An 18,965-nucleotide genomic window follows, 5' to 3' on the forward strand; every position below is an offset into this window, starting at 1 on the left:
TCACACCTCTCTCTGCAAGACATGTTTGATCATGTCGCCGATATTGTTAAAGGAATAGATGGTGAAAATAACAAAGAGCCCTGGAAGAATCGCCATGTATGGTGCCCGCTGCAAGCTGTTTTGCGCGTTTTGCAACAGACTGCCCCACGAAGCCATCGGTTGCTGTATTCCTAAGCCTAGAAAACTCAAAGCCGATTCGGTCATGATCGCTCCTGAAATACTTGCAGATGCCGCAACGATCAAGGTAGGAAGCACTGCTGGGAAAACATGCTTCACGATAATACTAAATGAAGAACGTCCGATAAATTTCCCGTAAGCGACATATTCCCGTTCTTTCGCCGCTAACGTTTCACCACGAATCAAACGAGCGATGTTCATCCAGGAGAAGCCGCCGATCACAATAATAATCGTGGTTAGTCCGGGACGTAAAAAGACGCTCAAAACGATCACTAACACCAACCAAGGAATCGATGACAATACATCGACGAGCCGCATCAGCAGGTTGTCGATCCAACCGCCAAAGTAGCCAGAAACAAGACCGACAAGAGTCCCAATAAACGTCGCTGTGATCATTGCCAAAACACCTACAAACAATGATACCCGACCGCCGTAGACGACCCGAATAAAGTAATCTCGCCCCACTTCATCGGTTCCAAATAAATGAGACCAACTCGGCGGCTGTGACATGTTGCTGACATCCGTTGTATTAGGATCGATGGGGATCAAAGGTGCAACAAGCGACAAAATAATCAATAACGTCAGGAAAACGACAGAAAAGGTATAGATGGGCGAAGCAAGCATGACTTCACTGATTTTTTTGAAACGTTTCATTACTTACTCCCTCCTTTACGGATACGTGGATCAACCACGGAGTATAATACATCCGCTAACAAATTCCCTAAGATGACCAGTGTTGCTGACAACAGCATGATGGCCATGATCACAGGATAATCGAGGCTTTTCGTCGCACTCATCAAGTAAGGGCCGACGCCCGGCCAGCCGTAGATCGTTTCTGTAATGATCGCACCGGTAACTAACATCGGCAACGCCAAGCCGATTTGGGTGACAACAGGAATCAAAATATTTCGACTAATATGACGGCTGAAAATCTGCCATTTGCTGGCATGAAATGCCCGTTGCACCATCACGTAGTCTTCTGAAACTTGTTGTGTCGCTGATGCGCGGATATACCGCGTCAAATCTGGAAAGAAGGCGACTGTCAATGTGGTATAAGGCAAAATAAAATGCTGCAGAAAATCGCCAAAATCCCCTTCTTTACCGACCGTATACATGCCAATGATTGGAAACATATTTAATAAGTAACCAAATACATAAATCAAGATCATCGCAAACCAGAAGGTCGGCACAGCGATCCCTAGAGATGCCACAGCGTCAATGATTCGATCCCAAATTTTTCCTTTGTTGGCAGCAGCCAACAGGCCCAAAATGATGGCCAACAACAAGGCAGTCAAATAAGCGGGGATGACTAAGCGCATGGTATTGGGAATCCGAGTCGCAAGTTCTTGCGAAATACTACTTTGAGACACCAAAGAAAAGCCAAGATTACCGGTAAGAATATTTCTGATCCAAAGAAAATATTGAACCAGAAAGGGTTGATCCAAGCCATAGCGCTGCCGCAAAAGATCGATTTGCTCTTGCGACATATTGGGTGTCGTGATGGAGTCGATCACATCATACGGTGCGATATGTATAAGTGAAAAAACGATAAAAGAGATCACAAACAGCAAAGGGATTGCTTGCAATACTCGTTTTGCAATGTATCGAAACATAACTGACCTACTTTCTTTTTCATAGAAAAAAGCTGTGATAAAAAAGATTCCTCTTTATCACAGCCAATGGATTTACTTGATTGTCAATTTAGACATATCTTCGAATGTATAGATTGGGATCAAACCTGCATCTTCTACATTACCAATTCGGTTATTGACCGCTAGGATTTTCTTGTTGTCAACGATTGGGTAAATGATCGCTTCGTCAGCAATGGCCTTTTGCAAATCATCATACAATGCTTCACGTTTGTCCGTGTCTAATTCAACTGCTGCTTGGGCAAACAAATTGTCAATGGTTTCGCTATTGCTTTGGAAGTAGTTGGCACTACCGCCAGTTTCAAATAGACTGCCGTATAAGTCAGGGTCATTTCCCATGATATACCCACCAAGGAATAAGTTGTACTTCGTTGAATCAGGTTTCTTCAACTCGGTAAAGATCGCTGTACCATCGCCACCTTCAAGTGTAACCGTTATGCCTGCTTGTTGCAATTGTTGTTGGATCAACGTAGCTTGGATCGTTTGGGCTGGATCGGTTGAGTTGAAAGCCAAATTCAATGACAAATCAGTCACCCCAGCTTCTTGTAAAAGTTCTTTTGCTTTTTCAGCATTCGTCTCATATTTTTCAACATCATCAGTAACGTATGGATTGTTTGGTGGCAAGAATGAATATGGTGTTGCGTAATACTCTTCATCTAAATACGCCGCTTGATTTAATTCATCTTTGTTCAACGCATAGAGAACTGCTTGTCGAACTTTCACATCTTGCAAAGCATCTGAGTGAGTGTTCAAGCCTAGATAACCGACACGGTTTTCAGTATAAGGATAAACAGAGATCTGCTCATCATCTAAATCTTCAATATCTGAAGGCAAGACAACGGCTGCATCCACTTCCCCTTTTTGCAAAGCGACTTTCGCAGTATCGGTACTTTCGATGATGCGCAACGTCACATTTTGAATCGAAGGCTTGCCGCCATAATAGTTTTCATTGGCTTCAAAAGTAAAGTACTCACCACGTTTGTATTCTTTCAGTTGATACGGACCAGTGCCGACTGGTTTTTCAGGCAGTTCACTGACAGAGAAGTCGGTAACATCTTTAAAGATATGCTCGGGAATGATGTATGTTTCGGTTGCAATATTGCTGATCGCTGCCGCACTCGGTGTCGGCAACACGAATTTGACGGTGTATTCATCCACTTTTTCGATCGCGATTGGTTGGTCGTCGACCCAAAGGGAATCGGCATTGCCATTTTCTTTTTTGACTTTTTGTTCATATGTGAAAACAACGTCATCGGCGGTAAAGTCTTCGCCATCTGACCATTTCACATCTTGTTTCAAATGTACTGTCAATGAAAGGCCGTCTTCAGCTGGTTCCACTGATTCTGCCAACGCATTTTGTGTTGTTCCGTCTGCTTCCACTGTAACTAGTGGAGAATAGATCATGTTTGTCACTGTCAATCCCCAACGATCACTGGTGTTGATCGGGTTAGTGGACGATGGGTCCCCGCTGATCGCATAAGTGAATGTTGAATCATCCCCAGCTCCAGCTGCACTACTGGTTGACGTTTCTTCTGTATTTGATCCACCGCAGGCTGCTAGAACAAATCCTAGTCCAACGACGGCAACACTTGCTAAACCTTTTTTCCAATTTATCATTTTTCCATCCTACTTCCTGTTCCTATATAGTTAATAGTCGTTTTTTGATTTTTATTCCCATACAGGTATACTAGATTTCTTTGTTACTTCCTCGATGATTGCTTTTACTTCATCGGTCTGATAATATCGAACGACCGTTTGGTAAACGTCATTGTCTGCTTCGTCTGCTCGCGCAGCGATCACATTATAATAAGGCTTGGAGGAATCAGCCACAGGTTCTAAGAAAATCGCATCTTCTGTAGGAACCAAACCAGCATCGACGGCCATGCCATTATTGATCAAAGAAATGTCGACATCGGTCATTGCCCGAGCAGTTTGATTGGAGTCAAGTAGCTCAAATTTCAGGGCTTTGGGATTGTCAATGACATCACTGGTTGTTGGCAGTAAACCTTTTGATTCATCCAAAGTGATCAAACCGGCGGTCTGTAAGAGTAATAGTGCACGGCTCTCATTTGAGACATCATTGGGTAAAGCCACCGTAGCACCATCTGCCAATTCGTTGACATCGGTGATTTTATCGGAATAAATACCAAGTGGGTTTAATGTCGTATAGGCAATCGTCGTGTTGGAATAACCACTTTCTTCGTTGACATTGTCCATAAAAATCTCCGTCAATGCTGCGTGAAGGTCAATTGAGCCATCCTCAAGCGCCACGATTGGCTGACGATAATCGGTGAATTTCACCAATTGCAAGTCGATATTTTCGTTTTCCTTCAATTCTTCCTGCACATGTTCCCAGGCTTCGTTTTGCTCACCCACGACACCCAATTTGACAACGGTGGCTTCCTCATCTGCTTGACTGCTGCCGCAAGCGGCGAAGCTGAACAATGCCAGCAATCCAAGAGCCCCTGTTGCCAATCCCTTTACTACGTTTCTTTTCATCCCTTTTTCCCCTTTTGTTCCCTCCTCAGATCAATCGTCCCGTTTTCTTGACGTATTGCTCAACTAGACCAATTTCACCTCTGTTTCTCAAAACAAATTGTTTTTTCAAAGGAGAAATGGCAAATGCCTGTTGCCGTCAACCGAAAACATCGGACTCACTATTCATATGTAGTGTAACTTTATCCTATACAACTAAAACTGTCAATAAAATTACTCTACAAAAGTAAGTTTTTAACTAGCTGATCTGTGGTCGGGTTATTTGAATATCTTCAGTGCATTTTCTAAGTCATCGATCAAATCTTTACTACTTTCGATCCCAATGGAGATCCGTAAAAGATCCGGCGTCAATCCATAAGATTCTCGTACCTCTTGAGGAATATCGGCGTGAGTCTGTGTCGTTGGATACGTGATAAGACTTTCCACACCACCTAGGCTTTCTGCAAAGGTAAAAACCTTTAATGCCGCTAAGAAGCCGCTGATTTTGGTTTCATCAAGCACCCGAATACTGATCATCGCGCCGGCATTCGGGTACAGCACCTCTTTGATCGCCGGATGGGCTCGTAAAAAACGGCCGACTTCCTTGGCGTTGGCTTCCTGTCGTTCAAAGCGCAACGGCAGCGTCTTTAAACTTCGGATAAATAACCACGTATCAAAGCTGCTCAAAGTCGGGCCTGAAGTATTGGCTAAATAATTCAAACGCTCCCCTACTTGCGCATCTTTGGCGATCACGACACCAGCCAAAATATCATTGTGGCCAGATAAGAATTTGGTGCCTGAATGGATCACTAGATCCGCGCCTTCTTCTAATGGCAACTGCCGTAACGGCGTCAAAAAGGTATTATCCACGATCAATAGTGCCCCATGATCGTGAGCAAGCTTGGCGGTTTCAGCAATATCCGTCACGGTCATCAAAGGATTCGTTGGGGTCTCTAAGAAGACAGCCGTTACCTCGTCAGTTAATTTTTCACTTAATTCGGCTAAAGTACTGAAGGTATCGAAAAAGGCCCGCTGGCTATTTTCCAGTTCCGCAAAATAGCGAAAGCTACCGCCGTACAAGTCACGAGAAACCAAAAAGCGGCTGCCGCTGGCAAATAAATCAAAAATCAAAGCGATCGCACTCATGCCAGAGCTGGTCACTACTGCCCGAGCCCCTTTTTCTAATTCGGCAAGGCCTGCTTCTAAAATATCCCGGGTCGGATTTTTGGTCCTAGTATAATCATAGCCGGTACTTTGCCCCAATTCAGGATGTGCAAAGGTCGTGGAAAGATAAATTGGCGGGCTGATCGCCCCGGTTTGCTGATCCGAATGATTGCCTAATTGGGCGAGAAAAGTTGCTGTATCAATGGTCATGTCGTTCCTCCTTTTTGATTGCCTCAATCAAACGATCAAGGGCTTTTTGAATGATCGTTGGTGTTGTCGCAAGATTCAGACGAATCATGCCCTGACCGTCTTGTGAAAACCATTCCCCATAGTCGACTGCCAGACCGGCAGTATCTTGGATCACGTGCTTGGTTCGTTCTTTGGCGATGACTTGCCGCAGATCGACCCAGAGAAGATAGGTTCCTTCTAATGGCAGGAGCTCAATTTTGGGAAATGCTTCTTGCAGTTGCTGGCGGACCATTTGTTCATTGGCAGCAATCACCAAAAGCAGGTCATCTAGCCATTGATCCCCCGATTCATACGCGGCTTTCGCAGCCACCAATCCCAAACGATTGACTTCCGTCTGCTTGTATCGTCGGCACCAAGCCTGATAGGCTCTGCGCATCTCTAAATCAGGAATCCAAACATGAGAGAGTAACAATCCTGCTAAGTTGAAGGTTTTTGAGGGCGAATCCAGAACGATCAGCTTCTCAAAGCCGAACCCCTGTGCCACTGTCACGGCTGAAACAAATTGCTGCTCACCGAGTATCAGTTCACGATGGATCTCGTCGGCGATCACGACAACCTCATGTTTTTGGCAAATGGCCAATAACTGATGCAGTTCTTTCTCTTGCCAGACCCGCCCTACTGGATTGTGGGGGGAGCAAAGAATAAATAGTTTCACTTTTTCTTCAATGATTTTGCCTTCAAAAGCAGCAAAATCGATTTGATAGGAATTCTTCACCTTTTGCAAGGGTGCTTCTATCAAGCGCCTTTTCGTCTCTTTGATGCTGTCAAAAAAGGGATAATAGACGGGCGGCTGGATCAAGATGCCATCGTCTCGTTCTGTGAAACAATGAAGCAAATCAACCAAAGATTGGACGACCCCTGTGGAAAACGAGAGCCATTTTTCTTCGAATTTCGTCCCCCAGTGGCGATCTTGCCAAGCTTGATAGGCTAAAAAATAGCCTGAGGGGGGAATCGCATAGCCAAAGGTTCCTTGAGCAACCAGTTGCTGTAAGGCTTCTTCCACTGCCTTTGGCGCCGCAAAATCCATATCAGCTACCCATAAAGGCAAAAGCTTTTCTCCTTGGAACCGTTGATCCACAAGATCCCATTTTAAAGAATTGGTGCCTTTTCGCTGCCTGGCATAGTGGGAGAGAAAATGCTCAATCGTCATTGATACTCACCCGACCTTCTGGCTCACTGCCAATTCGGTAACCTTCTTTCGTCGGCATGACGGACAGGTCATACGGCGTTCGCAAATAGGTTTCATTTATCCAATTGCTGAAAAACAAAGAGGCATGTCCCCGCCAACGGTTGGTGATTTTTCCCCCTAAGCGGTCATAAGCAAAGTAATTTTTGGGCAACGCGGTATCTAAGCCCCGTTCCATGTCTCGCAAGTACTCTTCATTCAAGGTCGCTGAATGGTATTCAAAATGTCCTAGCAAGAAAACATTTTTATGATCTTCTGATACGAAGATGGAAGGCCCTGTTTCAACACCTGCTGCCAATATTTCTAAAGGTGCTTGGACGAGCTGGACTTCATCGATGCCGGTATAGCGTGAATGCGGTGTATAAAAGACGTCGTCAAAGCCCCGAACCAGTGGATGAAAATGCGTGACTGTTTGTTCGAAGACACCGAACAATTTGCTTTGGTACAATACTTTGTCGATACCGTAATGGTAATAAAGCCCCGCTTGTGCCCCCCAGCAAATATGTAGGACTGAAGTGCAATTCGTCTGACTCCAATCCATGATTTCTTGTAGTTCTTGCCAATAGTCAATGGCTTCGAATGCCATTTTTTCAACTGGGGCTCCGGTGATGATCAAGCCATCGAATCGTTGCGGCTGGATCACTGAAAATTCTTGATAAAACTTTTCCATGTGATCGACAGAGGTGTTTTTGCTTTCGTGGTATTTCATTTTTAGTAAAGTCACCTCAATTTGCAGTGGACTTTGGGAAAGTAAACGCAACAACTGATTTTCTGTAGCGATCTTTTTCGGCATCAAATTGACGATCGCGATTTTCAAGGGACGGATCTCTTGCTTCGCCGCTTTATGCTGCAGTAAGGCAAAGACATTTTCTTTTTGCAGGACCGCTGCAGCGGGTAATTCTTTGGGAATAATGATTGGCATTGCTTCAACCCCTTACAGATAAATTTCTTGTTGAAGAGAAAGCGAACAGTTTCGGCTGTGAAAAACAAAAAAAGCCGCCCTTTTATCCTTATGGATAAAAGGGACGACTTGATGCGCGTTACCACCCTAATTCGTGCTATTCTCACAAATAACACCTCAACAGTACACTATGATACTTGGCGCTGTAACGGGCGCATGCCGTTTTGCTGGCGTGAACCAACAAAAAAACTCAGAGCTCATCTTCACTGATCACCGCATGTCTCCTTTTTCACCAACCGGAGTCTCTGTACCTTTGTTGATCTGCTACTCTTCTCTTCAACGTTATCGAAATCTTTGTTTAATTTTAAAAAATTATAATTGTTTTTTCATTTACTGTCAACGGCAAGTTGAGACTTTTTCTTAGATTTCTTCTAAATATAAGTATTGCTGACCCATTTTTTCATAGATCGCTGCTAAGTCTTCTTTGCTGACTTCGCGATCCTTATGCCCATAAGGGTCGTTGACATACATCGTATCACCATCGATGCCAGTGATCACTACCGAATGGATCAATGCAGTCACAAGGATTTCGCCATTTTGGGTATTCCATTGAAAGAAATCAGCATCGGTAGGTACTTGTAATTCTAACGTCGCGATCATCCAAACTGGTTTCCCAGATTGCAGGACTTTGACGATCTCATCAAAACTTTTGTCTCGTCCACTAACGACTTCATATTGCTCTTTTACAATACTTTCGGCGACATCAGTGATCGGTTCTACGTCAACACCCATCGCGCTATCGCCGCCATAGATGTTTCCAACAAAGCCTTCTCGCGGATCTCCATGGTGATTATAATCCTCATAAAGTGGGACATACACTAATTCTTCTGCCAATTGATTTTTATTGGTATCAAATCCGTAAAAATTCAAGAGCATCGATAAAGCCGTTACTTCACAACCATTTCCTAACGTAACTTCATCGAATTGATTTTCTAACGGAACGTCCAATTGAATAACGTCACTGTATTCAGGCTCTGGTGTTTGTTCTTCATCCGAAAGTGCTAGTGTCAATTCATCCTCTATCTTTTCAAAGGGGGACTGCCCATTCTTACTGTCATAAAAAATCAGCAGAAAGAAGAGCATCAAGACGAACATACCTAAAAGTAACCGTTTTAACTTTTTCTTCTTCATCTACTTCCTCCTCTTTTATATTATAACTTATTTCTGTTTATTATTTCACTATAATAAACGTTTTAAGAGGGAGTATTTTCTTAATCTAAACACAAAAAAATAGACCCGTTTACGCAGCGGGTCTATTCAAACTGGCGCTTATGCCGCTTTCTTCTGTTTCTGAATAAAGCGTCCTTTTGCTTTTGAAAACGAACGAATATCAAATTGTTTGCTTAAGGCACCTGCAACAAAATAAGCCAAATTGAAATCGATCAAGCTATGGATCAAGCCACCGATCCCCATCAAAACGAACAAGAAATAGTAGAAATTGCCATCGAATGCTGTCCCTGGTACATTTCCTGTGAAGTAAAAGGCGGCAACGACTGCCATTTCAACGGCAGAATGAATCAGTCCGATAATCAAGTTAAAGCTCTGAAATTTGATATTCAATAAAGAGGGTTTGCCATTTTTCAGTAAAATATCTGGGTGCTTCTGTAAATAAAAGGCACCGATGACTGCAAAAACAACATGGGACAATGCCCGTAATGCAATGATTGGTGGTAGTGTTAAGAAAAAGCCAAAGGTCGTTCCTAAAGCTACAGCGATCGCCATCGCTGGTGAAAAGAACATCGCCACAAATACGGGAACATGGCTAGCTAAGGTAAAAGATGCAGGTCCGATGACGATTTTGGGCATTACCATGGGAATGACGATCCCCATGCCGATTAACAATGCAGCGATCGTTAAATGGCGGATGGAATGATTTTTCATTTATACTCTCTCCTTCAATGTGTCATGACAGTTCTGTCTTGCTTATTCTACTGGTATTTCCACAAGGTGTCAAGACACAAAAAAACGAATGTTTATTCAACATCCGTTTTTATAGAAGTTATCCTTTGCGCGCTTGCATTTCATTGCTTAATTTGGCAAATTCCGCTAACGACAGCGTTTCTCCACGACGTTTCGGATCGATCCCACTTGCTTCTAAACTGTCTGCCAACCACTGTTTGGTTTCTTCATCTTTTCCATAGCTATTTTGCAAATTGTTCCAAAGGGTTTTACGACGCAACTGAAAGGCTGCTTTCGTTAATTTAAAGAACTCTTTTTCATCGGTGACTGCGACCGCTGGTTGTGGACGGCGCGTCAATTTCAAAATAGCCGAATCAACATTCGGTTGGGGTACAAAAACGGTTTTCGGGACGATGAATGCCAGTTTTGCTTCCATGTAGTATTGCACAGCGATCGACAACGAGCCATAGGCTTTGGTCCCGGGAACTGCTGAGATTCGATCAGCCACTTCTTTTTGCATCATCACGACCATTTCATCTACTGGTACCTGAGACTCTAAAAAGTGCATCATGATAGGCGTAGTAATATAATAAGGCAGATTTGCGACAACTTTTAATGAAGCAGCCGTATCGCTGAATTCTGACCGAATGGTCGTTGATAGGTCTGCTTGCAAGACATCTTGATGAATGATCTTTACGTTTGCGTAAGGCTGCATCGTATCAGCTAATACAGGGATCAACCGATCATCAATTTCAAACGCCAACACTTGCTTGGCATGTTTTGCCAACTGTTCGGTCAGCGCACCGATTCCAGGTCCAACCTCAATGACGTTTGTCGTTTCGTCGATGCCTGCTGTTTCTACGATTTTCCGTAAAATATTCGGTTCTGTTAAGAAGTTTTGTCCTAAACTTTTTTTAAAGGTAAAGCCATGTTTCGCTAAAATCTCTTTGGTTCTTGAGGGGGTTGCTATATCCCGTTCTTCCTTCACAATTCTTCCTCCACTGTTTTCATAGCTTCTGCCAACTCTGCATCGGTGATACGAAACATTGCCAGCCGCTTCTCTAATTGTTTGCCGTTCGTATAGCCGATGCGTAAAAGATCTCCTAGCCGCTCTCGTTTCTCTTTTGCTCCAGCGCCTGCGATCAAGCCATACGCTAATAACTGTTGGCGATCAATGGTTCCTTCACTGACTTCATTTGAAGCAATCGGGGTTACGACTTTTCGCAAGGCTTCTTTCAATGCTTCATGGCTGGCGTGTTCCACGCCCAAACTGCCTTTGCTTTTCGGTGCTGCCTGACTGCGCGGTAAAAAGGCATGCTTGGCATCCGGAACCACTTCCATAATGATTTTGCGGATCTTTTCTCCCGAAAAATCGGGATCGGTAAACACGATGACCCCTCGTGTCTCTTGGGCATGCTCGATTTGATCAAGGATCGTATCATCGATCGCTGAACCGATCGTTTCGATCGTATCTACTTCGAACACTTCTTGCAATCGACGGGTGTCGTCTTTGCCTTCGACGACAATGATTTCTTCGATTTTCGGTTTATCAGTCATTGATCCTAAACAAGCGGTGGGCATTTTTTGTCGTGTAGGCCGCAACATCAGCGACCGCTTCTTGCCGCAGCTCCGCGATTTTATCCACCACATAATGGGTATAGCCGGGTTCATTGCGTTTGCCGCGATAAGGAACAGGGGCTAAATACGGCGCGTCAGTCTCAACGAGTAGCCGATCTTGTGGTACGACTAGTGCAGCTTCTTGTACCTCCGTGGCCTTTTTGAAGGTCACGACACCACTAAAGGAAATGTACATTCCTAGATCCAAGAACTTTTTCGCCCATTCTCCGTCTCCACTAAAGCTGTGCATAATACCACCGATTGTTTGGACTTTTTCATCCTTTAAGATCGCATAGGTATCTTCTAAGGCTTCACGGGTATGAATACTGATGGGCAGCTGATGTTCACGAGCGATTGCCATTTGCCGACGAAAGACCTTTTCTTGAACTTCTTTCGGATCTTCCATCCAATGGTAGTCTAAACCGATTTCACCTAGGGCAACGACTTTTGGTCGTTCCAAGCGCTCTTGCAAATAGGTTTCTACGTGTGGGGTATAAGAACCAGCTTCGGTGGGATGCCAACCGATAATGCTGTAAATGCCAGGATATTCTTTGCTTAATGCTAACGATTTTTCAATCGTTGGCTGATCGAAACCGACGACCGCCATCTCCGTTACTCCTAGTTCATGCGCACGGGCGACGGTTTCGGGAATGTCTTCGTTAAACTGTTCTGCATTCAAATGTGTATGAGAATCAAAAATCATGAAATCTCCTCCTTAGTCCTTCTATACTCTAGCATATTTTGACGGTTTAAGAAACGAATCCTCTCCGCTTTTTTCAGCAGTTTAAGAAAACTTTCAGCAAGCAAAAAAAATCCGCCCAAAGTTGGAGGACGCCGAAGCTGATTTTCTCTATACTGAGGGTAACGAAATCGTATGGAGGTGGAAATATGGAACGATCAAAAATTGATCCCGGCCGCTTTTTTTCTGGCCAAAAAGCAGCAACTAAAGGCACGTTAAAAAATCAATATCACTACTATCGGCAGCAAAATGCCCATCAAGCATTCAATAGCGATTTTCAGCGAAATTTCCAGCAAGATTTCCCCAATTTTGCTACATGGCTAAAACTGCATCAGCAGACGCCACAAAAGAATCAAACAGCGACTTTTTCTCACTGGTTATTGGTTGGTTTCTTCGGACTTTTGACGGCAGCAAGTTTTTCGCAACAGCTCTTATTCCTACTTTTTGTCTTTGTCATAGCTGCTCTCGTCAAAGGCCCAGGCATGATCTTATGGGGCATCGTTTATTCCTTCTTAGTTAGTCTGTTTCCTCCATTGGGTATCGTTCTTTCTGGCTTGTTTTTCTTACTGACCTTGCGTCAATTAACCAAAAATGTCACTTTCGTTTTGACTGCATTGTACTTTTACGGCTATCCGTTTGTCATCACAGCCCTCCAGCACTTCACGAATTGGGACCCGCAATGGCTGTGGGTCGGGAGTATCGGTTTTGCCTTGATCAGTGGCCATTTTGTCTTACAGCAAAACTATCCCTTTGCTTCAAGTAAAAGTCTCGCATGGGCGATCATCTCTGTCCCTTATGATTGTGTCATGGCTTTGATCCCTGTCAAACACAAGGCACGCTTCAAACGATTGGTGAAAATCAAATAATTGCGATCTAGGATACAAAAGATAGGCTGTTGCAGCTTCTTTTGTATCTTTTTTAATGGAAAAATCAAGCGAAATACGATGGATATTTTTTGTTATTTTTGCTTCCGTATGATTGCTTTTTTTGTAAGAATCTACTATGCTAGAAACTAGCAAATCAAAAAAGGAGCCACGCCATGTACACCCTCATTCTTATTGCATTCCTCCTTACGGGCTTGCTAGTTTACTCCTTTATTATTGAACCGCATCTTCTCAAACAACGGCATTATCTCATAAAAAAAGACAAGCGCACCGTCTTAGATATTTCAAAAGCTTATGACCTTTACCAAGCAGAAAGCAATATCGTGATTGCCCATATCAGTGATCTCCATTTTTCTCGTTGGTTTAAACCAAGACGAATGAATCGCATCATTCGATCAACGATCCAAAACAAGCCGGATCTGATCATCATCACGGGGGATCTGATCGATAATTATAAAAAATGGCCGCATCGTTCAACCAAGCGACTGATCGAAAAGCTGAAAAAATTGCAAGCGCCTCTGGGTAAGATCGCAGTTATGGGGAACCATGACCATTTGAATGACGGTCATTACTTTGTTAAGGAAATATACCAGCATGCAGGGTTTACCTTACTTGATAATGAGTCGGTTTTTGGTTCTGATGACAAGACGTCGATGAATATTGTCGGTATCGATATAGAAAGTCCGAAAGTCAGTTTTACCTATGAAGCAACCTTAGCAGAATGGCAGCTGCTTTTGCTCCATGAACCCGATTATGTTTCTCGGATCACCAATCTGCCAAACTACGACTTGATTCTTTCTGGCCATAGCCATGGCGGGCAGATTCGCTTGCCTTTTTATTATGCGAAAACAAAGGGCGCGTTGAAATATACCGATGGGCTCTACCTTTTAGGAAATGAGACCTTATTGAGTGTTTCCAGTGGGGTCGGTATGACCAAGATTCCCGCCCGACTCGGCGTCCCGCCAGAGATCCTTTATTACCATTTAGAACCGCAACAGCAATTGAACGTTTCTTAACTGTTCATCGTTGTAATTGGGAAAAAATCAGCAAATCGTTTCAGCAAACGTTCGATTCGCTGATTTTCTTTTTGCCCCTATCGTGTTAAAATATACCAAATAAATACTTTTAAACAATTAGGAGGAACCAAAAAATGGTCATCTCAGGAACACTCTGGTTTTTAATCGCCTTCTTTGCTTATACAGCCTATGTTTACGGTCAGGGGTTGTACTTTCCTGTCATCGCATTTCTTGCTGCCTTGGTGGGCTGCGGATTTTATCTCTTTGCTTTTCTCCAGCACAAAAATACGACGAAAAAACATCCTTAGCCAGAACGAGCTAAGGATGTTTTTTTGCTTTATTGATTCAAGCCTTGATAAATCGTCTCGAGATTCCACTTCATCATGTTATAGTAGCTGTCGCCTTCTTCTCCCGGTTCTGCAATCGAATCGGTAAAGACGGTTCCGAAAATCGGAATGCCCGCATCACGAGAAACACTTTGCATTGGACGAGTATTGACGCTGCTTTCAACAAACAAGGAAGCGACGGCTGAGTTTTGCAGCTGATCCACTAAGTTTTTGATTTGCGCAGGGGTACCTTCTTCTTCGGTATTGATTTCCCAAATATAGGCAGACGGTACACCATAGGCTTTGGAGAAGTATTTGAAGGCTCCCTCACTGGTGATGATCAATTTCTTCTCTCTAGGAATCGATTGGAAGTTTTCCTTCGCTTGCTGATCCAGTTCTTCTAATGAAGCCAAGTAGCGTTCAAGGTTTTCTTCATAGAAAGAGCGATTGTCAGGGTCCTTTTCGCTCAGGCGTTGAGCGATGTTACGGGCATAGATCATACCGTTTTCTAGATTTAACCAGGCATGAGGATCGGCTTTGCTGTGGTCTTCATCATCAGATAAATAAAGCACATCCACGCCATCACTGACAGCAAAGTAATCTTCATTTTCTACCTTATTGGCATTGTTCATCAATTTGGTAAACCAGCCATTGCCGCCAGTTTCTAGATTCAAGCCGTTGTAAAGGATAAGATCGGCATCGGTCGCTTTTCGAACATCTTCCACTAAAGGTTCATACTCATGGGGATCACGCCCCACCGGTACGATACTGTGAAGATCGATTCGATCACCGGCAATGTTTTCCGTAATATCAGCAATGATCGAATTGGTCGCTACTACTGAAAGCTTCCCTTCTGTTTGGGCCATCTGTCCGTTTTGCTGTGCCAAAAAGAAGCCACCAGCTACAGCTGCCGTTGCTAAAACCGCCGTCGCTGACCAGCGTTTGACTGGACTGGTCTTTTGTTTTGGTGAGAACAAGAAACCGATCACGAAAAAGGCTCCTGCGGTCAAAACGATACTTGATCCTGCGGCAATATTAAAGCTATACCCGATAAACAAGCCGATAAATGAGGCGAAACCACCTAAAACCCCTGCGATGACCATCATATGCTTCAATTGTTTTGTATATAAATAAGCCGTTGCTGCTGGAGTGACTAACAGAGCCACGATCAAGATCGTTCCGACGCTTTGCATCGCTGTCACTGAAACCAAAGTTAATAAGAACATCAATAAATAGTGATAGGCTTGCACTTTCATCCCAAAGGCCTTTGCCATCATCGGATCAAAAGACGTGATCAACAGTGGACGGAAGAAAAGGATGATCACTGCCAGCACAAGGATAGCGATAGCGATCGTCAGCCATTTGTCGCTGTCTTGCACCGCTAGCACATTCCCAAACAAAATGTGAAACAAATCAGTCGAACTATTTGCTACTCCAATCAAGATAACCCCTAAAGCTAGAAACGAACTAAAGGTGATACCGATCGCCGTATCGCTTTTGATCAGGCTGTTATTGGCGATATAGGTAATGATCATGGAAGCCAAGATCCCAAAGAAGATCGCCCCGACAAAAAAATGAACGCCGAAGATATAAGACAAGGCTACCCCTGGTAAGACCGCATGAGAGATTGCATCCCCCATCAAGGACATCCCTCGTAAGATAATAAAACAACCGATCACCCCTGCGACGATTCCGATCGCGACTGCCGTGATCAAGGCATTTTGCAAGAAATGATAGTTACTTAAACTGGTAAAAAAGCTTGTCAACATGTTAAACGCCTCCTTTCACGATGATCGCATCACCAAATGTTTGCTTCAAATTGCTTTCGGTAAAGACTTCACTGACTGGTCCCGCAGCGATCAGGGTTTGATTGAGCAAAACCAAGTAATCAAAGTATTCGGTGATTTTCCCCAGATCATGATGAACGATAAAAATCGTCTTGCCAGCATCTCGCAAGTTACGTAACAGCCCGACGATGATCGCTTCACTGGTGGCATCGATCCCTACAAAGGGCTCATCGAGGAAGATATAGTTAGCATCTTGCACCAACGTTCGAGCAATCAAGACCCGCTGAAACTGCCCACCGGACAATTCCCCAATCTGACGCTCCGCAAAGGATTCCATTTCTACCGCTGCCAGAGCGGCTGTCACTTTCTGCCAATCGTTGGCCGACATTCTTTGGAACATGCGCATCTTAGGATACAAGCCTAAAGATACGACTTCTTTGACTGTGATCGGAAACGTGTAATCAACCGCAGTCTTTTGTTCGACATAGGCAATTTCCTTTTGAAAGTCTTTTAACGTTTTTTTGTTGACACTCATGTTCCCACTGGAAGGGATCAACTTCAACGCCGCTTTGATCAGCGTCGACTTCCCTGCCCCATTTGGTCCGATGATCCCTACGATCGCCGGTTTCTCTACTTGAAACGACAAATCCGAGATCACTTGATGATCGCCATCATAGGCTGCGGATATTTCTGAAAAAGTAATCATTATTTTCACTCCATTTCCATAGTTAAGGATAGTTTATTTATTTTTTAGGTAGACCTAACTTATTTTTATTATACAAGAAAGGATTGGTTTTGCAAGACAGTTCTCTTGATTTTTTTAAGAAACACCGCAGTTTCTTGGCAATGACTCTTGAAAACTAAGGTTCTATCTTTATTTATTGAGTAAAAATTGGTGCCCACAAACACGGATGCCATCAATTTCTTTCTATCTTTTGATCGCAAAGCGTTTGATTTATTCTTAATAAAAGAGATCATTCCTCGGCACCTCAGTGACGTACGTTTTTCAATAACAGAAGAGAGGCTAATCAAAGCCTCTTTGCTTTCTCCCTTTATGATTAATACCAAACAAATCAAAGAATCAATAATTCTTCTATTTCCATAAATTCACGAATTCACTCTTTTTTATGATGACCAAGAAACCCTTTCATCTCGACTAAAACGCTTTATAAATTAAACTTTTCTAATTATTATGTGATTTTTCGAACAAAAGCTAAAAATAACATGACAACTATGTTAGTCTTTGATTTGGAAAAAGTTTTAGGAGGAATAAAAACAATGAAGAAAATTTTCCAAACACTATTAGTCCTAACCTCGTTAGCAACTTTGAGTGCTTGTGGCGCTGATTCACAAACAAGCAGCAGCACAAGTACTGGTTCATCTGCTAATGAAGAAACAGATGCAACTTCAGCTGCATCTGGTCAAGAATACACAGACCCTAGCGAACTTGCAGACAGCTACGATGTCGTGATTGTCGGTGCGGGTGGCGCTGGAATGGCCGCTGCGATCCAAGCAAAGGAAGCTGGCGCAAACCCAGTTATTTTAGAAAAAATGCCAATTTCTGGTGGGAATACATTGAAATCTTCTGCAGGAATGAACGCTTCAGAAACCAAATTCCAAGAAGCAGAAGGCATTGAAGATTCAAACGATCTATTCTATGAAGAAACATTAGCTGGCGGTCACAACACCAATGATGAAGAATTGTTGCGCTACTTTGTGGATCATTCAGCAGAAGCGATCGATTGGTTAGATTCCATGGGTATCACTTTAGACAACTTAACAACGACTGGCGGGATGAGTGAAAAAAGAACGCACCGTCCATCTGATGGTTCCGCGGTTGGGGAATACTTAGTTGATGGCTTGATGCGCAACATCCATGAATTGGAAATCCCAATTTTTGTAAATGCCGATGTCAAAGAAATCAATGAAGAAGATGGTCAAGTCAACGGGGTGACCGTTGAAGTAGAAGGAAACGAACAAACCATTGATGCCAAAGCAGTTGTCGTTACAACAGGCGGTTTCGGTGCCAATTTCGACATGATCACCGAGTACAAACCAGAATTGGCAGACTACGTGACAACGAACCAAGAGGGTTCGACTGGTGATGGAATCAAAATGATCGAAGCGTTAGGCGGACAAACGGTTGATTTAGAGCAAATCCAAATCCACCCAACAGTGGATCAGTCTAAATCACTGTTGATCACTGAAGCTGTCCGTGGAGAAGGCGCGATCTTGGTCAATCAAGAAGGCGAACGGTTCTTCAATGAAATGGAAACACGAGACAAAGTCTCTGAAGCGATTATTGCCCTACCTGAAAAATCGGCAACGTTAGTTTTTGATGCAGGTGTCAAAGAACGCGTAACAGCCATTGATTTTTACGAGCAACAAGGGTTAGTCAAATCCGCTGACACGATCGAAGAATTAGCAAAAGAATTGGACATGCCAGAAGCAGCGCTTGCTGAAACGATCGCTACCTGGAACAGCAGTGTGGCTGCTGGTGAAGACGAAGCCTTTGGACGCAGCACAGCAATGGACAACGATTTGTCAACAGGACCTTACTATGCCATCGCCATTGCTCCTGGTATCCACCACACGATGGGCGGCGTGAAGATCAACACGAACACAGAAGTGATCGCTACGGATAACGAGATCATTCCAGGTCTCTTTGCAGCCGGAGAAGTAACTGGTGGGTTGCATGGTGAAAACCGAATTGGCGGAAATGCAGTTGCCGATATCATCATCTTCGGACGCCAAGCAGGAACAAAAGCTGCCGAATTTGCGCAAGAAAATTAAACCATTCTCTATAAAAAAGAAGTACTAACGCTTTTCATCAGCG

General features: G+C 43.6%; 18 protein-coding genes. 4 read left to right on the forward strand and 14 right to left on the reverse strand.

The window, feature by feature from the left end:
- The 12 genes from IGK63_RS10630 to IGK63_RS10685 all read right to left on the reverse strand — a co-directional run bounded on the left by IGK63_RS10630 (position 1) and on the right by IGK63_RS10685 (position 12,080).
- The gene (locus IGK63_RS10630) at positions 1-831 is read right to left on the reverse strand and encodes an ABC transporter permease (RefSeq protein WP_016613556.1); all 831 of its coding nucleotides are present in this window, start codon (positions 829-831) and stop codon (positions 1-3) included.
- Entirely contained in the window at positions 831-1,790 is a 960-nt protein-coding gene (locus IGK63_RS10635; RefSeq protein WP_005234830.1) for an ABC transporter permease, read from the reverse strand. The genes IGK63_RS10630 and IGK63_RS10635 overlap by 1 nt, the downstream gene beginning before the upstream one ends.
- A 72-nt stretch (positions 1,791-1,862) precedes the next feature.
- Positions 1,863-3,443 (reverse strand): ABC transporter substrate-binding protein, encoded by a 1,581-nt coding sequence (locus IGK63_RS10640; protein ID WP_016613557.1) that lies wholly within the window; start codon positions 3,441-3,443, stop codon positions 1,863-1,865.
- A 51-nt stretch (positions 3,444-3,494) separates the two neighbouring features.
- Positions 3,495-4,325 (reverse strand): MetQ/NlpA family ABC transporter substrate-binding protein, encoded by an 831-nt coding sequence (locus tag IGK63_RS10645; RefSeq protein WP_005234826.1) that lies wholly within the window; start codon positions 4,323-4,325, stop codon positions 3,495-3,497.
- 255 nt (positions 4,326-4,580) lie between these two features.
- The gene (locus IGK63_RS10650) at positions 4,581-5,675 is read right to left on the reverse strand and encodes an aminotransferase class I/II-fold pyridoxal phosphate-dependent enzyme (protein ID WP_016613558.1); all 1,095 of its coding nucleotides are present in this window, start codon (positions 5,673-5,675) and stop codon (positions 4,581-4,583) included.
- Positions 5,665-6,864, reverse strand: coding sequence for a MalY/PatB family protein (locus IGK63_RS10655; RefSeq protein WP_016613559.1), 1,200 nt, complete (start codon positions 6,862-6,864; stop codon positions 5,665-5,667). The genes IGK63_RS10650 and IGK63_RS10655 overlap by 11 nt, the downstream gene beginning before the upstream one ends.
- On the reverse strand, positions 6,854-7,822 hold the full coding sequence (locus IGK63_RS10660; RefSeq protein WP_016613560.1) for a homoserine O-succinyltransferase: 969 nt from the start codon (positions 7,820-7,822) through the stop codon (positions 6,854-6,856). The genes IGK63_RS10655 and IGK63_RS10660 overlap by 11 nt, the downstream gene beginning before the upstream one ends.
- Positions 7,823-8,221: 399 nt before the next feature.
- Positions 8,222-8,992, reverse strand: coding sequence for a C39 family peptidase (locus IGK63_RS10665; protein WP_016613561.1), 771 nt, complete (start codon positions 8,990-8,992; stop codon positions 8,222-8,224).
- A 138-nt stretch (positions 8,993-9,130) separates the two neighbouring features.
- Positions 9,131-9,742: a hypothetical protein gene (locus IGK63_RS10670; protein WP_005225537.1), complete on the reverse strand. Its 612-nt coding sequence runs from the start codon at positions 9,740-9,742 to the stop codon at positions 9,131-9,133.
- A 118-nt stretch (positions 9,743-9,860) separates the two neighbouring features.
- Positions 9,861-10,748, reverse strand: a complete 888-nt coding sequence (rsmA, locus tag IGK63_RS10675) for a 16S rRNA (adenine(1518)-N(6)/adenine(1519)-N(6))-dimethyltransferase RsmA (protein WP_008378923.1) — start codon at positions 10,746-10,748, stop codon at positions 9,861-9,863.
- Positions 10,745-11,317 (reverse strand): ribonuclease M5, encoded by a 573-nt coding sequence (rnmV, locus tag IGK63_RS10680; RefSeq protein ID WP_005234813.1) that lies wholly within the window; start codon positions 11,315-11,317, stop codon positions 10,745-10,747. The genes rsmA and rnmV overlap by 4 nt, the downstream gene beginning before the upstream one ends.
- A complete protein-coding gene (locus IGK63_RS10685; RefSeq protein ID WP_016613564.1) occupies positions 11,310-12,080 on the reverse strand; it encodes a TatD family hydrolase in 771 nt (256 codons plus the stop codon). Before IGK63_RS10685 ends, rnmV begins: the two co-directional genes overlap by 8 nt.
- A 185-nt stretch (positions 12,081-12,265) precedes the next feature.
- Here IGK63_RS10685 and IGK63_RS10690 point away from each other — a divergent pair, with 185 nt between their 5' ends.
- The 3 genes from IGK63_RS10690 (at position 12,266) to IGK63_RS10700 (ending at position 14,324) form a co-directional block, all read left to right on the forward strand.
- The gene (locus IGK63_RS10690) at positions 12,266-12,982 is read left to right on the forward strand and encodes a hypothetical protein (RefSeq protein WP_016613566.1); all 717 of its coding nucleotides are present in this window, start codon (positions 12,266-12,268) and stop codon (positions 12,980-12,982) included.
- Between the two features lie 173 nt (positions 12,983-13,155).
- The gene (locus IGK63_RS10695) at positions 13,156-14,016 is read left to right on the forward strand and encodes a metallophosphoesterase (protein WP_005234806.1); all 861 of its coding nucleotides are present in this window, start codon (positions 13,156-13,158) and stop codon (positions 14,014-14,016) included.
- 134 nt (positions 14,017-14,150) lie between these two features.
- Positions 14,151-14,324 (forward strand): hypothetical protein, encoded by a 174-nt coding sequence (locus IGK63_RS10700; protein WP_016613567.1) that lies wholly within the window; start codon positions 14,151-14,153, stop codon positions 14,322-14,324.
- A 29-nt stretch (positions 14,325-14,353) separates the two neighbouring features.
- On the opposite strand, the gene IGK63_RS10705 is transcribed toward IGK63_RS10700, so the two are convergent.
- Together IGK63_RS10705 and IGK63_RS10710 are read right to left on the reverse strand one after the other, a co-directional pair.
- Positions 14,354-16,111, reverse strand: a complete 1,758-nt coding sequence (locus tag IGK63_RS10705) for a metal ABC transporter permease subunit (protein WP_016613568.1) — start codon at positions 16,109-16,111, stop codon at positions 14,354-14,356.
- A 1-nt stretch (position 16,112) separates the two neighbouring features.
- Positions 16,113-16,835 carry a metal ABC transporter ATP-binding protein gene (locus IGK63_RS10710; protein WP_008378931.1) on the reverse strand — a complete coding sequence of 241 codons (723 nt, stop codon included), beginning with the start codon at positions 16,833-16,835 and terminating at the stop codon, positions 16,113-16,115.
- A gap of 572 nt (positions 16,836-17,407) precedes the next feature.
- Between IGK63_RS10710 and IGK63_RS10715 the strand changes: the two genes are divergently transcribed.
- On the forward strand, positions 17,408-18,922 hold the full coding sequence (locus IGK63_RS10715) for a flavocytochrome c (protein ID WP_008378933.1): 1,515 nt from the start codon (positions 17,408-17,410) through the stop codon (positions 18,920-18,922).
- Positions 18,923-18,965 lie beyond the last annotated feature (43 nt).

The sequence above is a fragment of the Enterococcus sp. AZ040 genome, from assembly GCF_050499185.1.
GTDB classification, from domain to species: Bacteria; Bacillota; Bacilli; order Lactobacillales; family Enterococcaceae; genus Enterococcus_D; species Enterococcus_D entomosocium.